Below are 20,377 nucleotides of genomic sequence, written 5' to 3'. Positions count from 1 at the left end.
GGAAGGATTACCCGAGTGTAAACGGCTTGTCGCGTACAGGTGAAGCCGGAAGTTACTGCCCGGCCAGTCCCGCCGCCCGGCCCCGCGCCGCATGCAGCTTCTTGAAACTGTCGATCAGCCGTTGATGCCGGTCCAGCCCTTCCAGTTGCATGTTGGTCGGCGTCAGACCATGGAAGCGCACGCTGCCCTCCATCGAGCCGATCACCGCGTCCATGCGCTCGTCACCGAACATGCGGCGGAAGTTGGCTTCGTAGTCGTCCAGCTCCAGCTCTTCGTCCAGTTCGACTTCCAGCACCACGTTCAGCGCCTGGTAGAACAGGCCGCGCTCGACAGTGTTGTCGTTGTACTGCAGGAAGGTTTCGGTCAATTCCTTGGCTTCTTCGAACTGCTGCAGGGCGAGATGAATGAGGAGTTTCAGCTCCAGAATGGTCAGTTGGCCCCAGACCGTGTTGTCGTCGAACTCGATGCCGATCAGCGTGGTGATGTCGGTATAGTCGTCCAGCTCGCTCTCTTCCAGGCGCTCGACCAGTGCCTGCAGGCTGTCGTCGTCCAGGCGGTGCAGGTTGAGGATATCCTCGCGGAACAGCAGCGCCTTGTTGGTGTTGTCCCAGATCAGGTCATCGACCGGATACACCTCCGAATAGCCGGGCACCAGGATGCGGCAGGCGGTGGCGCCCAGGTCATCGAAGACGGCCATGTACACTTCCTTGCCCATGTCTTCGAGGATGCCGAACAGGGTGGCGGCTTCCTCGGCGTTGGCGTTGTCGCCCTGGCTGGAAAAATCCCATTCGACGAAGTCGTAATCCGCCTTGGCGCTGAAGAAGCGCCACGAGACCACGCCGCTGGAGTCGATGAAGTGTTCGACGTAGTTGTTCGGCTCAGTGACCGCCTGGCTTTCGAAGGTCGGCTGGGGCAGGTCGTTCAGGCCTTCAAAGCTGCGGCCCTGCAATAGTTCGGTCAGGCTGCGCTCCAACGCGACTTCAAGGCATGGATGGGCGCCGAAGGAGGCGAAGACGCCGCCGGTGCGCGGGTTCATCAGGGTCACACACATCACCGGGAACTGGCCGCCCAGCGAGGCGTCCTTCACCAGCACCGGGAAGCCCTGCTCTTCCAGCCCCTGGATGCCGGCCAGGATCGCGGGGTACTTGGCCAGCACCGCCTGCGGCACGTCCGGCAGGGCCAGCTCACCCTCCAGGATCTCGCGTTTCACCGCCCGCTCGAAGATTTCCGACAGGCACTGCACCTGCGCTTCGGCCAGGGTATTGCCGGCGCTCATGCCGTTGCTGAGGAACAGGTTCTCGATCAGGTTGGAGGGGAAGTACACCACCTCACCGTCCGACTGGCGCACATAGGGAATGGAGCAGATGCCGCGCTCGGTATTACCGGAGTTGGTGTCATACAGATGCGAGCCGCGCAGCTCGCCCTCGGGGTTGTAGATCGCCAGGCAGTGTTCGTCGAGGATCTCCGCCGGCAGCGCATCCTTGCGGCCAGGCTTGAACCAGCGTTCGTTGGGGTAATGCACGAAGGCCGCATTGGCGATGTCCTCGCCCCAGAACTGGTCGTTGTAGAAGAAGTTGCAATTCAACCGCTCGATGAATTCGCCCAGGGACGAGGCCAGCGCTGCTTCCTTGGTCGCGCCCTTGCCGTTGGTGAAGCACATCGGCGACTGCGCATCGCGCACGTGCAGCGACCAAACATTGGGCACGATATTGCGCCAGGAGGCGATCTCGATCTTCATGCCCAGCCCGGCCAGGATGCCCGACATGTTAGCGATGGTCTGCTCCAGCGGCAGATCCTTGCCCAGGATGCAGGTGCCCTCGTCCGTTGCAGTGGCCGGCAGCAACAACGCCTGGGCGTCGGCATCCAGGTTATCTACTTCCTCGATCACGAACTCCGGCCCGGTCTGCACCACCTTCTTCACCGTGCACCGCTCGATGGAGCGCAGGATGCCCTGGCGGTCCTTGGCGGAAATGTCGGCGGGCAACTCGACCTGGATTTTGAAGATCTGCTTGTAGCGGTTCTCCGGGTCGACGATGTTGTTCTGCGACAGGCGGATATTGTCGGTGGGAATATTGCGGGTGTTGCAGTACAGCTTCACAAAATACGCCGCGCACAGCGCCGATGAAGCCAAGAAGTAATCAAAGGGCCCCGGTGCCGAACCATCACCCTTGTAGCGGATGGGTTGATCGGCCACCACGGTGAAGTCATCGAACTTCGCTTCGAGGCGAAGGTTGTCGAGAAAGTTGACCTTGATTTCCATGGGGGCGATTACCGGGTTGTGGGCGGAGCGAAGAGGCCGCCATTATCCGGGTTTTGCGCGGGAAGTCATGTGCTGGTCATCGGACGCTGACATGCATATCAAACTATCAGTACACAGCAGCCCCTGTTTGCATTGCCTTAATCGGAGTTGGTATCGCCCAGAAGCAATGGGTTGTAAGTGAATTCCTTCAAACAAGACATATAGGTTCCCATCAGATCGTAGGCCGTCGTGCAGCTGTAGGGCTTCAATCTCGCCGGCAGCTCGGCTAGAAGGCCGAATCGTTGAATTTTGAATAATGCGTGATCATGCACATGGGCCATGTGAACGAACGGCGTCTCGCCATCCTCAGCGTTCGCAGCCAAGGAAAAAAGCGAAACCATGTAGTTCAGCGCCTTGGTATCCATTTGGTGCATTACCGTATTGAGCCGGTCGTCGTTGGCCTCGGGTCCCAGCCTCAAGTTCACGCCGGCAGCCTCCAGCGCAGCCAGAAAGGATTTGTAAACGGGTACGCCTGGGTGGGTCTCTCCAGGCACGGCGACTCGGACTTCGCTGCCGGTGACTTGCAAATGAAATAGTATCGCGGCCGCCAATGCCAAATAAGGTGGCTGCTTCAATTGTTGGAAATAGGCCTGTCTCTCAGGCGAGGCACCTTCCAACCCGAACGGGTCATGCTTCAAGCCGTAGAGCCATACCAGGCATTCAGCCTGCTCCACCAGCATGTTTGGCAGACTGGTCGTCTCCACGCCAAATACATCTGCCACCGCGTCCGGTATCTGCTGGCGGTTCAATCGTAGATCGATCTTTGCAATCTCTCTAGGCAGGTCCCGCTGCGAGGAACTATAGAGCTCATGCATTTCTCGCCAATACGAAGCTTCAGAGTCGAGAAAGAAGTCCTTTAACAGACGTACTCTGGCCAAATCCTTATGCGCATTGGGCGGCGTCATGCCCAATAAGGTCACAAACGCTGTCCTGGCCACTCCTATCGCTTCTGATGCACCCTCTGCGGGCGAAACATGGGACGGCCAGAAGGCGTATCCGTCACGCGGGTGGAGCCGTCCTTGCTGCCTGTTCTGTTCGACCAGCAATTCGCGCTGCCGCCCGGTAATGAAATCCGCTACATAGCGACTCATTTGTGCCACCCGGCCCTCGAAATAGCCTCCTTCCAGCTGCCCTGGCTCAGGGCCTTCCAGTAATGGGCGTGCGCTTGCTAATCCGATAGGCGGAATACCATTCTTCAGTTCGCGCAGGTAATACCGGAGCATTTCGTTGTTTCTGGTTTTATGCGTAGTACTGCTCGGTGCGCTTGATCCAAATACCGCACTCATCGAATCCTTCACCAGCAACACATGGGAGCGCCACTTCTTGTTTATCCTGGACATCTCCCTGGCAAGCACCGTCAGCTTTGCCTGTTCATACCGCAGCAGATCGTCCAGGCCTTCCCCACAGGGAAAGTCCTGGCCCAGCAACTGGTCAAAGGGGATACCGTAGTTCGCCAACAGCGCCTTCAACGGCTCGTAAACCTTCTCGCTAACACCGAATCGCAGATCGAGGAAATCCAGAAAATCCTCTCGATCAAATGGCATCGACGGTTCGGCCCCATTCACCGGAACAGCTGGTGCATACCGAGCCGGAACCTCCCCTTGCTTTTCCGCCGCCTGGCTAGTGTTCATTCGAACCGACCTGCGAAAGATCAGTAGCAACTAAATTTTGCACCGCTTTTATCCGCCCGAGTCCCTGCGCTGATCGCATCTGGGAGAAGACCGCTTTGCCCGCCTGCAACTCATCGAGCAGCTCGAATTGATCGGCTGCCGCCCTGACCGCCGAGGTCGCGGAACAGTGATTGATACGCATCTGCCGCTCGGCCAACATGCCAATCAGAGGCAGGTCACCCACCTCCTCTCGTAGCTGCGCAAAGTGATACATCTCTTTCCCGGTTACAAATACTACGTTGTTGCTCATGCCTGCTCCGGCTGCTTCAGTGGATGAGAAGCAACATTAACGACAGCCTTGCCACAGGCAAAGGATGGAATCTTACAAACTTTGGTCCGTGAGCAGGCTTTGCTCTACTGAGCAAGCGAATACTCCAACCAGCTTACATGCGCTGATTCAGCCCCATGTCCCAGAAGTCGATTTCCAGGCGAGTGGCGTCGCTGAAGATGCGCACCAGTTGTTCGAAACGACGCGGCGAGACGTCGGCCAGCTCGCGGTTCAGCCAGTCGATTTCCGCTGCGGTGGCGCTCTGGAATTCGTCGCTTTCGTACATGGCGATCCAGGCGTCGTAGGGGTTCTGCTCGCCGCGCAGGGTTTCGCTGCGGCTGTTCAGCCACTGGGCGATCTGACCGTAGCCCACCAGACAGGGAGCCAGCGCCACGTGCAGGTCGAGCAAGTCACCGCGGTTACCGGTATCCAGCACGTAGCGGGTGTAGGCCATGGTGGCGCGGGCTTCGGGCAGGGCCTGCAGCTCCTGTTCCGAGATGCCCCATTCGCGGCAGTACTGGATGTGCAGACCCAGTTCCAGATCCACAATCGCTTCCAGCCCGGCCTTGGCCTGACGCAGATCCTCCAGCGTCGGGCTCTTGTAGGCGGCCAGCGCGAAGGCGCGGGCGAACTGGATAAGGAATAGATAATCCTGTTTCAGGTAATGCCGAAACGCACCCGCCGCCAGCGTGCCGTCACCCAATTGCCGCACGAAGTCATGCTGGAGGTAGGCATCCCACTCGCTCTGGCAGGCTTGCTGCAGCTGCGTGAAATTGAAAGCCATGGTTTTATCTCACTGATTTGAAAGAGTTTATTGGTGGCAGATACCTATAAATACCTGACCAACGCCGCTGCCACTATGCCGGCAGCGATGGCTGGCAAGGGTTTCCGGAACAACAGCATCAGGGTTGCGGTGGTCAGCAACGCCAGCCGGGCACCATTGTCCCCGCTGACCGCCATGGGCGCGAGCAGTGCCACCAGTACCGATCCAGACATGGCCTCAATGAACCGCGTCACCCGGTCACTGATAGGCACGAAGGACATCACATACACCCCACCCCAGCGGGTTGCCAGTGTCACCACGGCCATGACCACAACAATGACCATTGCCCCGCTGCCTGTCGTGCTGACGGTGATCATTTCCCGCCCCCACGGATCATTCCTGCCAAACCTCCCGCCAGCGCGCCCACCACAACATGGCTGTTTTCCGGCAGATACCAATACGCCAACAGTGAAGCGATGGCAGCGATGCTCCAGATGACCAGCATCCGCAGGTTCCTTTCGCCGCCCACCACCATTGCCAGCAGGAAGCAGCCCATGACCATATCCAGCCCCAGGCTCGCCGGATCACTGATCGCGTTGCCGAAATGAATGCCAAGCCAGGTGCCGACTATCCAGAACGACCAAAGCGCCAGGCCACCACCCAACAACACTCCCAACCCCGGCTGGCCGCGATTGAACGCCTGCATGGACATGGCCCAGTTGGCATAGGATGCAGTCAACATCACGCCATAGCGCTGCGGCGCTGGCAGTTGGCGCAATCAGGGATATAAGGTGGCTCCCATCAGCAGGTGCCGGGCGTTGATAGCGAATACCGTGAGCATCATGGTGAACAGCGGCATCTCCGCGCCCCACAGATCCAACACCGCAAACTGCGAGGCGCCGGCAAATACCAGCGTGCTCATGCCCATGATGGTCGACTCACTCAACCCGACCTGCGCCGCAGCCAGACCGAAAGCAGCGCCGAAAACAATAACGAACAGAGAAATCGGCGCCAGTTGCTTGAAGCCCGACCAGACCAATGATCTATCGAGTTGATGGAGTTCAGTACTCGCCTTTATCAATTCATGGCCCTCGAGCCGGCTTAACGGAACACTAGAGTGTACCAGCCATTCGATAGGCAAATTGTCGAGTACGGAAGATGACTCACCAGTTCAGGAATCATAGGGCGTCATGAACGCCCTCATGTACTTTCCACCGCCACCTCAGGCTCCTCCGGGCGACGCGCATACCGCTCGGCCAGCACCGCGCAGACCATCAGCTGGATCTGGTGAAAGATCATCAGCGGCAGGATCATCGCGCCCATACTCCCGCCGGCGAACAATACCTGGGCCATGGGCACCCCGGTGGCCAGGCTCTTTTTCGAGCCGGCGAACAGGATGGTAATGCGATCCTCGGTATTGAAGCCCATGCGCCGGGCCAACTGCTCAACCAGTACCAGAACCAGAGCCAGCAAGATACAGCAGGCCAGCACCAGCCCGCCCAGTTGCAGCAGCGGGATGCTGTGCCACAAGCCCTCCACTACCGCTGCGCTGAAGGCGCCATAGACCACCAGCAGGATGGAGCCCTGGTCCACGTTCTTCAGCCAGATCTTGTTCTGTTCGATCCACTGACCGATCCAGCGGCGGGCAATCTGGCCAGCGATGAAGGGTAGCAGCAACTGCACGGTAATCTGCCCGATTGCTCCCAGCGTATCGCCACTGCCAGCCTCAGCCCCCATCAGCAGCATGACCAGCAGCGGCGTGACGAAGATGCCCAGCAGGCTGGACGTCGCAGCGCTGCACACTGCCGCCGCGACGTTGCCCCGCGCCAGCGAGGTGAAAGCGATGGCAGACTGCACGGTTGCCGGCAGCGCGCAGAGAAACAGCATGCCGAGATACAGTTCATGGCCCATCATTGGCGCCAGCACCGGCTTGAGCGCCAGGCCAAGCAGCGGGAACAGCACAAAGGTGCAGCCAAACACCACCAGATGCAGGCGCCAATGGGTGGCGCCGGCCCAGATGGCCTCACGCGACAACTTGGCGCCATGCATGAAGAACAGCAGGGCGATGGCCAGGTTGGTCACCCAGCCAAATACGACGGCCACGTGGTCACGTACCGGCAGCAGGCTGGCCACGGCCATTACGGCGATCAGGCAGAGGGTGAAGTTGTCGGGCATGAAACGAGGACGGGCCATGGCGTCGATCTCCTGGGCAACGGAACGGCTTGCACTGATGAACGCATGAGTCTACTGTCGGGCAGACTTTCTGACTAACGCAATCAGGGCCATCAATGTCGAGAAACGGACAAAGCAGTCCCGTACATCGTCCGGTACCAAAGCTCCCCCACCTGCCCCGGCCGTTGTATGCACGGGTCGAATCACTGGCGCGGCCGGCTGCCACGGACTGGCACAGCCACCCCTGGGCGCAATTGTCCTATGCCACCCAAGGCGTGCTCTCGGTGCACACCCAGACCGGGCGCTTTCTCGCGCCGCCGCAGCGGGCGATCCTGGTGCCGCCGGATATGCCACATGCGGTGCTCAGTTCGCCGCGCACCGAAATGCGCAGCCTGTATCTGGAGCCGCAGGTAGTCGGTTGGGCCGAAGAGCACTGCCTGGTATTGGAGATCACTCCGCTGCTGCGTGAGCTGATCAGCGCCTTCGGCCAGGTGCCTGCCGAGTATGCGCTCGATGGGGCGGACGCTCGCTTAGTGGATGTCTTGCTCGATCAGCTGCGAGTGGCCCCGCGCACCGGCCTGTTCCTGCCTTGGCCTGGCGATCCCCGGCTGCAGGCGCCCTGCGAGCAGCTCTATCAAAGCCCCGAGCATAGCGTCAGCTTGCAGCAGTGGAGCCGGGAGTTGGGTATATCGGAAAAGACCCTGTCGCGGATATTCCTGCGCGAGACCGGCATCGGCTTTCGCGCCTGGTATCAGCGCCTGCGTCTGTTGCACGCCCTGCCGCTGCTGGATCAGGGCCAGAGCGTGACCGACGTGGCGCTCGCCTGCGGCTACGATTCCACCTCGGCCTTCATTGCGGCGTTCCGCCAGCAGTTGGGAATTACTCCCGGTGCGCTGGCGGGCAGGGTCGGCCAGATCGCTGAATTGGCGCCAGCTGACTAAGAGCGAGTCAGCCGGGGTCGAGACTACAACGGGCCATCAGGCGGACCAGCGTCCGTTCAAATCGCCTCCAGCTTGGCATAGGCCACCATCAGCCATTTGCTGCCTTCATCGTCGAAATTCACCTGAATGCGCGCTTGGGCGCCATGTCCTTCGTAGTTGAGGACCACGCCTTCGCCGAATAGCGAGTGCATGACCCGCTGGCCCAGGGCGAAGCCGGTGCTCTCGGAGGCTTCCTGGGTGAACATGCTGCCCTTGCCCTTGCCGGGGCCGAAAGGTCGGCTGACCGTATTGCCCAAGCGTACTTCACGGATCAGCTCGGCGGGGACTTCACGGACGAAGCGCGAGACCTTGTTGAAGGTTTCGCTGCCGTACAGCCGGCGGGTTTCTGCCCAGGTGATGATCAGTTGCTGCATCGCCCGGGTGATGCCCACATAGGCCAGGCGGCGTTCCTCTTCCAGCCGACCCGGCTCTTCCAGGCTCATCTTGTGCGGGAACAACCCCTCCTCCACGCCAGCGAGGAACACCAGCGGGAATTCCAGGCCCTTGGCGCTGTGCAGGGTCATCAGCTGGACGCTGTCCTCGAAACGATCGGCCTGGGTTTCGCCAGCTTCCAGCGAGGCATGGGCGAGGAAGGCCAGCAGCGTGTCGCCCTCTTCTTCCTCGTCGGCCATGTCGTTCTCGAAGGCGCGGGCGGCGGAGACCAGTTCTTCCAGGTTTTCCACCCGGGCCTGGGCCTTTTCGCCCTTTTCCTTTTCGTGGAAGGCCAGCAGGCCGCTGTGTTCGATGACCTGCTGGGCCATGCTGTACAGCGGCACGCCTTCGACGCGTTCGGCCAGTTGTTCGATCAGCTGCATGAAGGTCTGCACTGCGTTGGCAGCGCGCCCCGGCAGGCCCTTGTTGTCGAGCAGGTCACAGCCGGCCTGCCATAGCGATACATCCTGCTGGCGGGCGTGCTGGCGCAGGGTTTCCAGGGTCTTGTCGCCGATGCCGCGGGTGGGAACATTGATGATGCGCTCCAACGCACCGTCATCCCCGCGGTTGGCAATCAGACGCATGTAGGCCATGGCGTTCTTGATCTCGGCGCGCTCGAAGAAGCGCTGGCCGCCATAGATGCGATAGGGGATCGCAGCGCGCAGCAGGGCCTCTTCCAATACCCGGGACTGGGCGTTGGAGCGGTACAGGATGGCGATCTCGCTGCGCGCCATGCCTTCGCTGACGGCCTCGCTGATGCGGTCGACGATGAACCGCGCTTCGTCCTGTTCGTTGAAACCGGCATACAGGGAAATCGGCTCGCCGTCGTTGCCGTCGGTCCACAGCTCCTTGCCCATGCGTCCGGCGTTGTTGGTGATCAGCGCGTTGGCGGCCTTGAGGATGGTGGCGGTGGAGCGGTAGTTCTGCTCCAGGCGGATCAGCTCGGCGGTCGGGTAATCCTGCTGGAACTGCTGGATGTTCTCGATCCGCGCACCACGCCAGCCATAGATCGACTGGTCGTCGTCACCCACCACCATCAGGCTCGGATTGTTGCCGGCGATCAGCCGCAGCCAGGCATATTGCACGGCGTTGGTGTCCTGGAATTCATCCACCAGCATGTGTCGGAAGCGCGCCTGGTACTGCTCGCGCAGCGCCTGGTTGTCGCGCCACAGCTCCAGTGAGCGCAGCAGCAACTCGGCAAAATCCACCACGCCGGCGCGGGCGCAGGCCTGCTCATAAGCGGTATAGATGCGCAGCATGGTGGTCAGAAACAGGTCGCCAGCAGCCTGGATATGCTGCGGACGCAAACCTTCGTCCTTCTGCCCGTTGATCCACCATTGCGCCTGGCGTGGCGCCCACTGGTTCTCATCCAGCCCCAGCTCGCGGACCACCCGCTTGACCACCCGCAGTTGGTCATCGCTGTCGAGAATCTGGAACTGCTCGGCCAACCCAGCCTCGCGCCAGTGGGCGCGCAGCAGGCGGTGCGCCAGTCCGTGGAAGGTGCCAACCCACATGCCCTGGGGCGATATGCCGAGCAGTTGCTCGATACGCTGGCGCATCTCGGCCGCGGCTTTGTTGGTGAAGGTGACCGACAGAATGCTCCAGGGCGAGGCCTTTTCGACCTCCACCAGCCAGGCGATACGGTGTACCAGCACACGGGTCTTGCCGGAACCGGCACCCGCCAGCACCAGTTGTTGACCAGTGGCGGCGGTAACGGCCTGGCGCTGGGCGTCGTTGAGAGAACTGAGCAAATGAGAGATATCCATCGCAGCATTCTACCGTGCCGGCGCCGGGGTCGGAAGGAAGACTGCCGGAGCCATTTGGGTAATCGTCCGAATTGTCTCAAAGGGGTCTGTGCCGAATGGGATACGCTGGTGTATGGTTTGCCAAATGGATTGCAGTCACATGGAAGCGTCATGACAGTAGACCCGACCCGGCGCCGTGGATGCGCCCCAGCATGACCGGTAGTGAAAAGGACCTCAGTACGGCGGCTGTTCGCCAACAGTTGCGCCAGCTTGATCTTTTGTTCGAATGCGCCCGGCTGCCGCAATGGCTGGTCATGCTGGCCGCCTGCGCTGTCAGCCTATTGATCTGGCAGGATGGATCGCAGCCGCTGGTGCTCGGCTGGCTGATGGTGATCTGCATGCTGACGCTGCTGCGAATTCGCGTGGCGCGCTGTTACCGGCACAGCTCGCCAGAGCAACGCCTGCGCCCGCGCTGGTCCGCGTTGTTCTATCTCGGCAATGCCTTCTCCGGGCTGGCCATGGGCCTGGTGCATATCTTGCTGGTGCCGGTGGATACCTTCGCCGTGCAATCAGCAGCCTACGCCGTGACCACCGGCGTGATCCTCTGCGTCAGCATCATCTACGCGCACCGCTTCAGTGCCTTTTTCAGCTTCGCCCTGCCCAGTTGGCTGCCGCCGACCCTGTTCCTTCTGCTGCAGGACGACCCCACCAGCCCGTATTGGGGTCTGATGGGAACTACATTGTTTTGTTGCATGTTGCTGGCAGCGGCGTTCATCAATCGCTCGGCCAGGCGCTCCCTGCAAAGCGACATCCATAACGAGGCGCTGCTGCACCGACTGAATGAGGCCCACCAACAGGCCGAAGCGCTGAACATCCAGCTGACCGGCGAAATCCAGCATCGCCGCCAGGCCGAACAGCAATTGCGTAACAGCCATGACGCACTGGAGCATCGCGTCGCCCAACGCACCACTGAGCTGCAGCAGACCCAGGCGCGACTGAGCATGGCACTGGAGGCCAGCGCCCTGGGATTATGGGACTGGGATCTGCGCACCGATGAGGTTCACCACTCCCACCTGCAGGAAATCTTTGGCCTGCCGGATACCCGCCTCACCATGCAGGGCGGGCTCAAGCCGCGGGTACATCCAGAGGATGTGGAGCGCGTACGCGCTGCGTTGATTGCCCATTTCAAGCACGCCACACCCTATTGCGTGGAATACCGGGTGAAACACCAGGCTGGCCATTGGGTCTGGGTCGAGGATAACGGCCGCGCCGTCGAGCGCGACAGTGCCCGGCGCGCATTGCGCATGATCGGCACCCGCCGCGACATCACCTCGCGCCGGCAGCACCATGAGCAGGAGCGCTTGGCCGCCACTGTGTTCGAGGCCACGTCGGATGGGATTTTCGTACTTGACCCACAGCGCCGCATCCTGGCGGTGAATCAGGCCTTCAGTGTAATCACCGGTTACGCCGCGAATGACGTGGTCGGCAAGGCTCTCACCTCCGCCAGCACCAATCCTGACACGCTGGCCACCTATGCGCGCATGCGCACAACCTTGCTCAGCCATGATCGTTGGGAAGGCGAGGTGCAAGAACAGCGACGCAGCGGTGAACGCTATCTGCAGTGGTTACAACTGACCGTGGTACGCAACGGCGCTGGCGATATCACCCACTATGTCGGCTTCTTCGCCGACCGCACCATTAACCGCCAGACCGAGGAACAACTGCGCTATCTGGCCAACCATGATTCATTGACCCAACTGGCCAATCGCGGCCTGTTCACCCGGACCCTGGCAGAGGCCACCGGTCAGGCCCGTGCTCATGGCACAGGCCTGGCGCTGCTGCATATCGACCTGGATCGTTTCAAAAACATCAATGAGACCCTGGGCCATGCGCAGGCCGACGCCCTGTTGCGGCAGGTGGCCGACCGGCTGAGCGCGACCCTGTCCGATGCCCTCATTCTGGCGCGATTGTCAGCCGATGAGTTCGTCGTCGTGCAGCAGGATATGCCTGGCAGTGCCCTGGAGCAGTTGGCGAGCCGGTTGCTGCAGATACTCGGCGAGCCGATCCGGCTCGGTGACAACGACCTGATCATTTCCGCTTCCATTGGCATCAGCCTGTTCCCTGGCGAGGCGCGCAACAGCCTGCAGCTGATCAACCAGGCCAATCAGGCGATGCAACATGCCAAGCATCTTGGCGGCAATGGTTTCCAGTTCTATTCAGCACAGTTGCCAACACGCAGCACCGACCGTCTGCATCTGGAAAACGACCTGCGCAAGGCGTTGACCGATGATCAGCTGCAGGTGCACTACCAGCCCAAGCTGCATCTGGCTTCCAACAGTATCAACAGTGCCGAAGCGCTGGTGCGCTGGCAGCACCCCACTCGCGGCATGCTGCTGCCCGGCGAGTTCATCGCCATCGCCGAAGAAACCGGATTGATCTTGCCACTAGGCGAAAAGGTACTGCGCCGGGCCTGTATCCAGGCCAGCCAGTGGTTGCATACAGGCTCCCTGGCCGTGCGGGTGGCGGTGAATCTATCGGTGCAGCAACTACGCCAGCCGCACTTCGCCGCCCTGGTTGCGGACATCCTGACGGACACCGGTTTGCCCAGCCACTTGCTGGAACTCGAATTGACCGAAAGCATGTTGCTGGAACACAGCGATAGCGTGGCAGACAACCTGGCGGCCCTGCGCCAGCTGGGGGTGGAATTGGCGGTGGATGATTTCGGCACCGGCTATTCCTCACTGGCCTACCTCAAGCGCTTCCCGATCCGCTGCCTGAAAATTGATCGGGCCTTTATCTGCGAACTGGACGAGCAGCCCGGCGATACGGCCATCGTCCGGGCTATTATCGCCATGGCCCACAGTATGCATATGAGCGTGGTGGCCGAAGGTGTGGAGCAGGAGAGCCAGTTGGCCTTCCTACGCAGCCAGGGCTGTGATGAGGTGCAGGGTTACCTGATCAGCAAACCGCTGCCCACCGATGCCTTCACTCGGCTGCTGCAACAGCAGCAGTCTCAGGCGGACACCCCGAGCCAGCCCAGCGAAACGCTTTCCTAGCGCTCATCAGACCAGACATGCCCGGCGCGCTCCAGCAGGCTGTCCGCGGCCTCCGGGCCCCAACTGCCGGCGGCGTAGCGCTTGGGCGAACGGTAGACTTCGCGCCAGCCACGGATGATCGGGTCGACCCAGCGCCATGCCGCCTCGATCTCGTCACGGCGCATGAACAGGGTGGCGTCGCCCTGGATCACGTCCAGCAGCAGTCGCTCGTAGGCATCCCAGCGACGACGTTGGAAGGCTTCGTCGAAATGCAGGTCAAGATCCACTTCCTGCAGCGCCATGCCCCGCCCCGGTGACTTGGCCATCAGCGACAGGCTGATGCTTTCATCGGGCTGCAGACGAATCACCAGGCGGTTGCCCACCGGGGTGTCGTTGCCGGGAAACAGTCGGTGCGGGACCGACTTGAACTGGATGACAATTTCCGATTTGCGCTGCGCCAGGGATTTGCCGGTGCGCAGATAGAAGGGCACGCCGGCCCAGCGCCAGTTATCAATTTCGGCCTTGAGCGCCACATAGGTTTCGGTATTGCTGTCGTGGTCGACGCTTTTCTCAAAGTAGTAGGCCGGCAGCTGTTCGCCGGCACGCTTGCCCTTGGAGTATTGACCGCGCACGGTCTGATCCTGCACATCCATACCGGTGATCGGCCGCAGGGCTTCGAGGATCTTGAGCTTTTCGTTACGCACCGCTTCGGGTTCGAAGTGCACCGGCGCTTCCATAGCCACCAGGCACAACAGCTGCAGCAGATGGTTTTGCACCATATCGCGCATGGCGCCGGCGTGATCGTAGTAGGCGCCGCGGTTTTCCACCCCGACGGTTTCCAGCACGCTGATCTGCACGTGGTCGATATGGCCATTGCGCCACAGCGGCTCGAACAGCGCATTGCCGAAGCGCAGCGCCAGCAGGTTCTGCACTGCTTCCTTGCCGAGAAAGTGATCGATGCGAAAGACCCGCGACTCGTCGAACACGCTGCCGATCCGGTCGTTGATCTGGTTGGCGGTCTTGAGGCTGTCGCCCAGGGGTTTTTCCAGCACGATGCGGGCTTCGGCATTCACCAGCCCGGCCGACTCCAGGTGCAGGGCCGTGGGTGCGAACAGGTCGGGCAGTGTGGCCAGGTAGAACACCCGCACCCGACCCGGCTGCTCGCCCAGATGCCGGGCCAGCCGTGCGAATTCAACCCGCTGGCTGACGTCCAGGGTCAGGTAGTCGAGACGCTCGGCAAACCCATCCCAGGTGGCCTCATCGAAGTCGGCCTTGGCCACGTGCTGGCTGACATGCCGGCGCACCAGTTTACGGTAACTGCCCCCGTCATGCCGGGCGCGGGCCAGCGACAGGATGCGGGTATCGGGATGCAGATGACGATCACGATGCAGGTAGAACAGGGCCGGCAGCAGCTTGCGCATGGCCAGATCCCCGGTGCCGCCGAATACCACGATGTCGCAGGCTTTGCCATATCGTGCTGACACTATTGTTCTCCTCGGAAAAGCGGCCGGAGGGTTTTTGTAGTATAACTACACGACACTACGACTCCCGTACCGCAGACTATCATGAAGCTCACGTGAACTTGCTCCAACACATTGCCGGTAACCGCCAGATTCTCCGAAAATCGGAGCTGAAGGTCGCCGACCACGTCCTCACCAACGCCGCCCAGGTGATGCATTCGTCCATGGCCGACCTGGCCCGCGAAGTGGGCGTTAGCGAGCCCACCATAGTGCGCTTCTGCCGGGCCATCGGTTGCACCGGTTTCCAGGACCTGAAACTCAAGCTGGCGCAGAGCCTCGCGGCGGGCGCCAGCTTCGGGCAGTTCTCGATCAATGAGGACGACAGCGTCGATGAGCTGTCGCACAAGATCTTCGATACCACCCTGGCAACCTTGATGGATGTGCGCGAACGCCTGGATGCCGATGCCATGGAACAGGCCATTCTGGCCATGGCCGACGCCCGCCGCGTGGAGTTCTACGGCTTCGGCGCCTCCGGTGCGGTGGCCAGTGATGCCCAGCACAAGTTCTTCCGCCTGCAGGTGTCCACCGCAGCCTATTCCGACCCGCACATGCAGGCCATGTCCGCCGTGACGCTGGGCCCCTATGATGTCGCCGTGGCCATCTCCCAGACCGGGCGCACCAAGGATTTACTGCACTCGGCCACCTTGGTAGTGGAGGCCGGCGCCACCTTGATCAGCCTGTGCCCCAGTCACACGCCGCTGGCCGAGCTGGCACGCATTCACATCCCCATCGATGTCATTGAAGATACCGATATCTACACCCCACTGTCATCCCGTATCGCCCATCTGGTGGTGATCGATGTGCTGGCCATGGGTATGGCCATGCGCCGCGGTCCAGAGCTGGTCAATCACCTCAAAAGCGTGAAGCGGAGCTTGCGCGGGTTGCGGCTGTCCAACAAGGGCAGCCAACGGAATACCGATACGCAGGAGTGAGCCGATGCGCAAAGTCTCTCGTGGCCCGAACCCCACCGAGCATGACGCCTCGCCCGTTCATTCCCGACCCTGGCAGCGGCTGCGCTTCGCTGATCATCTGGTGCCTCGCCCGCCAGTGTCGGGTATCAATGTCCGCTGCCGCCTGCAGCATTTCGCCATTGTGACTTACGCTGTTGCGGCGGATCGTTTGCGCCGGCTGATACCGCCCCGCTTCATGCTCGATAGCGTAATAATCGGCGGTCAGGAACGCGGGCTGGTCTCTGCAGTACCCTTCGTCAATGTCGATTTCACCCTGGCGGCTTATCCTTTTCCACGCCTGCGCATGGGTCAGGCCGACTATCGCACCTATATCATCGACCGCCTGACCGGGGAGCGTGCCGTCTGGTTCTTCGGTACCACCCTGGACTCCTGGACGCTGCCCCTACCCCGGCACGTCTGGCAACAGCCCTGGCATCACGGCTCTCTGCGTTTCGATTGCGCGCTCGATGCCAGTGGCAGTCGTTACCAGCGTTATCGCCTGCATACCGCATCAGCCGGAGCCAGCGTCGAACTCAGCCTGACCCAGCAGGAAGTGCCGGAAGCCGACTACCCCGGCTTCGCCGATGCGGAGACCGCACTGGTCTACCTGACCCATCCGCTGGTGGGCTTCTTCCATCGCCGGCGGGATGGCCATATCGGCGCCTATCGCGTGTGGCATGATCAGCTGCAGGTGCAGCCCGGGCGCCTGTTGAATGCGCGTTTCGATCTCTTTACTCGCATGGGCCTGCTCTCGGTCGCCGAGCAGCAGTATCCGCACAGCGTGCTGATGCAGCCGATCAATGACTTTATCGTGTATCTGCCGCCGACCCGTCTGGAGTCCGAGTGAGGCATAATGGGGCGCCTTGCCTTTTTCATCAGGAGCCGCACATGCCCGTCGCCATGGCCCGCCATATTCTGGTCAAGACCGAAGCCGAAGCTGCACAACTGAAACAGCGTATCGCTGCCGGCGAGGCATTCGATGTGCTGGCGAAAAAACACTCTACCTGCCCCTCGAAGAAACGCGGCGGCGACCTTGGCGAAGTGCGCCCCGGCCAGATGGTGCGGGCTGTCGATCAGATCATCTTCAAAAAGCCGCTGAAAGTCGTGCATGGCCCGGTGAAGACGCAGTTCGGCTGGCATCTGGTGCAGGTTTTCTACCGCGACTGAATACCGCACCCCGCCGCGCTGCAAACCCCGGAATACCGTCTATGCTTGTAGGGACATTTTTCAATAATGACCCAACAAGGCAACGTACCCGGGGGCAGCATGCAACTGAAGAATCTCTACAAACCCGTGCGCATCGCGAGTTTCGTGGTCCTCGCGCTGATGGTGGTTTCCGCTCTGTATGCCTTCACCATGACCGTCCTGCACTGGACGGGTATCAACGTCTGACGAGGCGCGATCATGAACAACAGGCAAGCCAGGATCTTTGCATGGGGCTCGACCATCGCCGCCGCGGTGCTGTTCCTCGGGCTGACACTCGACAGTCATCGCCAGTTTCCCGAACTCACCAATGCCGACACCATTACCCCGCAGGTGACCCACGGCAAGGATGTGTGGCACAAGTACAACTGCATCAACTGCCACACCCTGTTCGGTGAAGGTGCCTATTACGCACCGGATCTGACCAAGATCACCCAGCACCGCGGCGAGGCCTATCTGCAGGCCTACATGCGCGATCCCAGCGCGTTCTACGATGAACAGACCCACCGGCGGCTGATGCCGCAGCAGAACCTGAGCGAAGAAGAAATCACCGACCTGATCCAGTTCCTCGACTGGGTCGCCAACGTCGACAACCAGGACTGGCCGCCACGGCCGATTCTGGTCACCGGCGGCTTCACCGCGGTGGCGGGCTCCGGGGGCGCCGGGCAGGCGGCTGAGGTGCAGAGCGGCTCGACCTCGGTGGGAGTGCGTCCGGTGGATGCCGATGATGACATCCGCGCGCTGGGTGAGAACGTGTTCCGCACCGCCGTACCCGGCTGCGTGGCGTGCCACTCGCTGACGCCCGGTGCCGATGGTGCCGGCCCCAGCCTGGCGGGTGTGGCCACCCGCGCCGAGTTGCTGGTGGGCGAAGCCAACTACAGCGGCCAGGCCAGCGATATCGAGGGTTATCTGCGCGAATCCATCCTCGAGCCCAGCGCACATCTGAGCACCGGCGGCATGTACTCGGCCAACGGCGTGTCATTCATGCCCGATACCTATGGCAACAGCCTGAGCGAAGAACAGATAGAGCAGCTGGTTGCCTTCCTTGCCACGCTCAAATGACCCCTGCGGACGGAGAACAACAATGCGCTACAAGTCACAGTCAGTCGCCTACTGGTACTTCGCCGTCGCCATGGTGCTGTTCGGGCTGCAACTGGTGTTCGGTCTGCTGTCGGCCACCAAGTACCTGGGGCCCGATCCGCTGCTGTATATCCTGCCCTTTGATGTCACCAAGGTCATTCACACCAACCTGCTGATCGTCTGGGTACTGACCGGATTCATGGGGGCGACCTACTGGTTGATCCCCGATGAATCGCGCACCGAGTTGCACAGCGTCAAGCTGGCTTATATCCAATTGATCCTGTGGACGCTGATGGGCGTGACCGCGATCATCGGCTACCTGTTTCGCTACGGCACCGGCAACAAGCTGCTGGAACAGCCGCTGCCGCATAAGCTGGTCATCGTGGTGTGCATGCTGATCTTCATCTACAACATCGGCATGACGATCAGGAAATCCGGGCGCTTCACCACCACCGAGGGGGTGCTGCTGCTCGGCATCGTCAGCTCCGCCGTGCTGTTCGTTCCGGCGCTGCTGCACTACGAAAACTACACGGTGTCGATCTTCTATCGCTGGTGGACCATCCACCTGTGGGTAGAGGGTGTATGGATGATGATCATGGGCGCGTTCCTCGCCTACCTGCTGATCCGCCTGTCCGGTGCCGACCGCGAGGTCATGGAGAAGTGGTTGTATGTGATCGTCGGGCTGGTCTTCCTGGCCGGGATCCTGGGCACCGCGCACCACTATTACTGGGTGGGCGTGCCCTATTACTGGCTGCCGATCGGCGGTTTCTTCAGCGCACTGGAGCCGCTGGCGATCGTCGGCATGGCGATGTATGCCTATGGCGCCATGCGCCGTGCGGGGCTATCGCACCCCAACGTACTGGCGCTGCACTGGACCCTGGGCAGCACCATCTTCACCCTGTTCGGCGCGGGCCTGCTGGGGCTGGCCCATACCTGGCCCAGCATCAACAAGTGGACCCACGGCACCCTGATCACCGCCATGCATGGCCATGCCGCCTTCTACGGCGCCTACGCGATGATCACCCTGGCGATGATCAGTTATGCCCTGCCATCGCTGACCCACGGCCGCCCGGAAAAGGGCAGCAGCATCGGCTACTGGTCCTTCTGGCTGCAGCTGGGCGGCATGTTCGGCATGACCATCTCCTTCGCCACCGCCGGCATCGGCCAGGTGTACCTGGAGCGGATCATGGGCATGGGTTATCTGGATGCGCAGCTGAAGATCCAGATCCACTTCGTCATGCTGATCATCTGCGGCAGCATCTTCGCCACCGGGGTCGGGTTGTTCATCTTCGACTTCTTCCGCTACCGACCGCGCTTCGAGGTTACCGAGCCGGAGGTGAGGGATAACGAGGTTGCCGTTGGGCGCGTGGTCTGATGAACGCAGGAGTGGGCGATTCCATAGTGCCGTGCAATGTTAATGTGGGAGAGGATGTTTGATGGCAGTTGATGAAGCCGTACGCGGCCAGGTCAATGTCCGCGAGGCGCCCTGGTATCACCCGACCGGCAACGAGGTGGCGCTGTTCGAACAATGCCATGCCCGGGGGCTGGCGGTGATGCTCAAAGGGCCGACCGGTTGCGGCAAGACCCGCTTTATCGAGCACATGGCCTGGAAACTGGGCCGGCCACTGATCACCATTCCCTGCCACGACGACCTGGCGGCCAGCGATCTGATCGGCCGCTTCCTGATCCAGCACAACGGCACCGTCTGGCAGGATGGCCCGCTGACCCGCGCCGTGCGCGAAGGCGCCATCTGCTATCTGGATGAGGTGGTCGAAGCGCGCCAGGATACCGTGGTGGTATTGCATGCGCTGACCGACCATCGCCGCCTGTTGCCGATCGACAAGACCGGCGAAACCCTGCAGGCCGCCCCCGGCTTCCAGTTGGTGGTGTCCTACAACCCTGGCTACCAGCGCATGCTCAAGGACCTGAAACCCAGCACCCGACAGCGCTTCGTCTCCATGGATCTGGATTTCCCGCCGCCCGAGCAGGAAGTGCGCATCGTGCAGCATGAAAGCGGCCTCGACGAGGCCACGGCCAAAGGGCTGGTCGCCCTGGCCGAGCGCATCCGCCAGCTGCGTGATCGTGGTCTGGCCGAGGTGCCCAGCACCCGATTGTTGATAGCCGCCGGGGCGCTGGCGGTCTCCGGCATCGACCTGCGCGAAGCCTGTCAGGCCGCCATCGTCTCGCCGCTGTCCGACGAGCCTTCGATGGTTGCAGCGCTGCGCGATCTGGTTGATGCCACCTTTGTCTAGGGTGGTTT

At 61.3% G+C, this 20,377-nt stretch carries 17 protein-coding genes and 1 pseudogene; 9 read left to right on the top strand and 9 right to left on the bottom strand.

Annotation, left to right across the window (positions count from 1 at the left end):
• Positions 1–52: 52 nt before the first annotated feature.
• The 7 genes and pseudogenes from BM267_RS07815 to BM267_RS07785 form a co-directional block, all read right to left on the bottom strand.
• Positions 53–2,260: an OsmC domain/YcaO domain-containing protein gene (locus tag BM267_RS07815; RefSeq protein ID WP_074778940.1), complete on the bottom strand. Its 2,208-nt coding sequence runs from the start codon at positions 2,258–2,260 to the stop codon at positions 53–55.
• A 137-nt stretch (positions 2,261–2,397) separates the two neighbouring features.
• Positions 2,398–3,930: a hypothetical protein gene (locus BM267_RS07810; RefSeq protein WP_074778942.1), complete on the bottom strand. Its 1,533-nt coding sequence runs from the start codon at positions 3,928–3,930 to the stop codon at positions 2,398–2,400.
• Positions 3,920–4,219, bottom strand: a complete 300-nt coding sequence (locus BM267_RS07805) for a hypothetical protein (protein ID WP_074778944.1) — start codon at positions 4,217–4,219, stop codon at positions 3,920–3,922. Before BM267_RS07805 ends, BM267_RS07810 begins: the two co-directional genes overlap by 11 nt.
• A gap of 133 nt (positions 4,220–4,352) precedes the next feature.
• Positions 4,353–5,021: a thiaminase II gene (gene tenA / locus BM267_RS07800; RefSeq protein WP_074778946.1), complete on the bottom strand. Its 669-nt coding sequence runs from the start codon at positions 5,019–5,021 to the stop codon at positions 4,353–4,355.
• Between the two features lie 44 nt (positions 5,022–5,065).
• Positions 5,066–5,377: an AzlD family protein gene (locus BM267_RS07795; RefSeq protein ID WP_407920269.1), complete on the bottom strand. Its 312-nt coding sequence runs from the start codon at positions 5,375–5,377 to the stop codon at positions 5,066–5,068.
• A pseudogene (locus tag BM267_RS07790) lies at positions 5,374–6,081 on the bottom strand (AzlC family ABC transporter permease). The gene BM267_RS07795 and the pseudogene BM267_RS07790 overlap by 4 nt, the downstream one beginning before the upstream one ends.
• A 119-nt stretch (positions 6,082–6,200) precedes the next feature.
• Positions 6,201–7,193, bottom strand: a complete 993-nt coding sequence (locus tag BM267_RS07785) for a bile acid:sodium symporter family protein (RefSeq protein WP_074778948.1) — start codon at positions 7,191–7,193, stop codon at positions 6,201–6,203.
• A 95-nt stretch (positions 7,194–7,288) separates the two neighbouring features.
• Here BM267_RS07785 and BM267_RS07780 point away from each other — a divergent pair, with 95 nt between their 5' ends.
• A complete protein-coding gene (locus BM267_RS07780) occupies positions 7,289–8,113 on the top strand; it encodes an AraC family transcriptional regulator (protein ID WP_074778950.1) in 825 nt (274 codons plus the stop codon).
• 56 nt (positions 8,114–8,169) lie between these two features.
• Here the strand turns inward: BM267_RS07780 and uvrD are convergent, their stop codons facing one another.
• Entirely contained in the window at positions 8,170–10,350 is a 2,181-nt protein-coding gene (gene uvrD, locus BM267_RS07775) for a DNA helicase II (protein WP_074778952.1), read from the bottom strand.
• A gap of 191 nt (positions 10,351–10,541) precedes the next feature.
• Between uvrD and BM267_RS07770 the strand changes: the two genes are divergently transcribed.
• Positions 10,542–13,385 carry a putative bifunctional diguanylate cyclase/phosphodiesterase gene (locus BM267_RS07770; RefSeq protein ID WP_177173388.1) on the top strand — a complete coding sequence of 948 codons (2,844 nt, stop codon included), beginning with the start codon at positions 10,542–10,544 and terminating at the stop codon, positions 13,383–13,385.
• Here BM267_RS07770 and zwf read toward each other — a convergent pair.
• Positions 13,382–14,848: a glucose-6-phosphate dehydrogenase gene (gene zwf / locus BM267_RS07765; protein ID WP_143063037.1), complete on the bottom strand. Its 1,467-nt coding sequence runs from the start codon at positions 14,846–14,848 to the stop codon at positions 13,382–13,384. The genes BM267_RS07770 and zwf overlap by 4 nt on opposite strands.
• A gap of 92 nt (positions 14,849–14,940) precedes the next feature.
• Here zwf and hexR point away from each other — a divergent pair, with 92 nt between their 5' ends.
• The 7 genes from hexR to BM267_RS07735 all read left to right on the top strand — a co-directional run bounded on the left by hexR (position 14,941) and on the right by BM267_RS07735 (position 20,369).
• Positions 14,941–15,816: a transcriptional regulator HexR gene (gene hexR, locus BM267_RS07760; RefSeq protein ID WP_036991696.1), complete on the top strand. Its 876-nt coding sequence runs from the start codon at positions 14,941–14,943 to the stop codon at positions 15,814–15,816.
• Between the two features lie 4 nt (positions 15,817–15,820).
• Entirely contained in the window at positions 15,821–16,681 is an 861-nt protein-coding gene (locus tag BM267_RS07755) for a DUF2071 domain-containing protein (protein WP_083392440.1), read from the top strand.
• A gap of 41 nt (positions 16,682–16,722) precedes the next feature.
• Positions 16,723–17,001 carry a peptidylprolyl isomerase gene (locus BM267_RS07750; protein ID WP_036991694.1) on the top strand — a complete coding sequence of 93 codons (279 nt, stop codon included), beginning with the start codon at positions 16,723–16,725 and terminating at the stop codon, positions 16,999–17,001.
• Between the two features lie 66 nt (positions 17,002–17,067).
• Entirely contained in the window at positions 17,068–17,226 is a 159-nt protein-coding gene (locus BM267_RS16790) for a hypothetical protein (protein WP_169304539.1), read from the top strand.
• A gap of 12 nt (positions 17,227–17,238) precedes the next feature.
• On the top strand, positions 17,239–18,099 hold the full coding sequence (locus BM267_RS07745; protein ID WP_074778958.1) for a c-type cytochrome: 861 nt from the start codon (positions 17,239–17,241) through the stop codon (positions 18,097–18,099).
• Between the two features lie 22 nt (positions 18,100–18,121).
• Positions 18,122–19,492 (top strand): cbb3-type cytochrome c oxidase subunit I, encoded by a 1,371-nt coding sequence (locus tag BM267_RS07740; protein WP_074778960.1) that lies wholly within the window; start codon positions 18,122–18,124, stop codon positions 19,490–19,492.
• A gap of 61 nt (positions 19,493–19,553) precedes the next feature.
• Positions 19,554–20,369, top strand: coding sequence for a CbbQ/NirQ/NorQ/GpvN family protein (locus tag BM267_RS07735; protein ID WP_074778962.1), 816 nt, complete (start codon positions 19,554–19,556; stop codon positions 20,367–20,369).
• The last annotated feature ends 8 nt before the right edge of the window (positions 20,370–20,377 follow it).

This window comes from Halopseudomonas bauzanensis, assembly GCF_900114735.1.
In the GTDB taxonomy this organism is placed as follows: domain Bacteria; phylum Pseudomonadota; class Gammaproteobacteria; order Pseudomonadales; family Pseudomonadaceae; genus Halopseudomonas; species Halopseudomonas bauzanensis.
The sequence above is the reverse complement of the archived record's forward strand: the minus strand, read 5'-3'. Positions and strand labels throughout refer to the sequence as shown.

Coding starts and splice junctions, on each gene's coding strand:
- BM267_RS07815 (WP_074778940.1), bottom strand. CDS start 2,260: ATGGAAATCAAGGTCAACTTTCTCGACAACCTTCGCCTCGAAGCGAAG.
- BM267_RS07810 (WP_074778942.1), bottom strand. CDS start 3,930: ATGAACACTAGCCAGGCGGCGGAAAAGCAAGGGGAGGTTCCGGCTCGG.
- BM267_RS07805 (WP_074778944.1), bottom strand. CDS start 4,219: ATGAGCAACAACGTAGTATTTGTAACCGGGAAAGAGATGTATCACTTT.
- tenA (WP_074778946.1), bottom strand. CDS start 5,021: ATGGCTTTCAATTTCACGCAGCTGCAGCAAGCCTGCCAGAGCGAGTGG.
- BM267_RS07795 (WP_407920269.1), bottom strand. CDS start 5,377: ATGATCACCGTCAGCACGACAGGCAGCGGGGCAATGGTCATTGTTGTG.
- BM267_RS07785 (WP_074778948.1), bottom strand. CDS start 7,193: ATGGCCCGTCCTCGTTTCATGCCCGACAACTTCACCCTCTGCCTGATC.
- BM267_RS07780 (WP_074778950.1), top strand. CDS start 7,289: ATGTCGAGAAACGGACAAAGCAGTCCCGTACATCGTCCGGTACCAAAG.
- uvrD (WP_074778952.1), bottom strand. CDS start 10,350: ATGGATATCTCTCATTTGCTCAGTTCTCTCAACGACGCCCAGCGCCAG.
- BM267_RS07770 (WP_177173388.1), top strand. CDS start 10,542: ATGACCGGTAGTGAAAAGGACCTCAGTACGGCGGCTGTTCGCCAACAG.
- BM267_RS07755 (WP_083392440.1), top strand. CDS start 15,821: ATGCGCAAAGTCTCTCGTGGCCCGAACCCCACCGAGCATGACGCCTCG.
- BM267_RS07750 (WP_036991694.1), top strand. CDS start 16,723: ATGCCCGTCGCCATGGCCCGCCATATTCTGGTCAAGACCGAAGCCGAA.
- BM267_RS16790 (WP_169304539.1), top strand. CDS start 17,068: ATGACCCAACAAGGCAACGTACCCGGGGGCAGCATGCAACTGAAGAAT.
- BM267_RS07745 (WP_074778958.1), top strand. CDS start 17,239: ATGAACAACAGGCAAGCCAGGATCTTTGCATGGGGCTCGACCATCGCC.
- BM267_RS07740 (WP_074778960.1), top strand. CDS start 18,122: ATGCGCTACAAGTCACAGTCAGTCGCCTACTGGTACTTCGCCGTCGCC.
- BM267_RS07735 (WP_074778962.1), top strand. CDS start 19,554: ATGGCAGTTGATGAAGCCGTACGCGGCCAGGTCAATGTCCGCGAGGCG.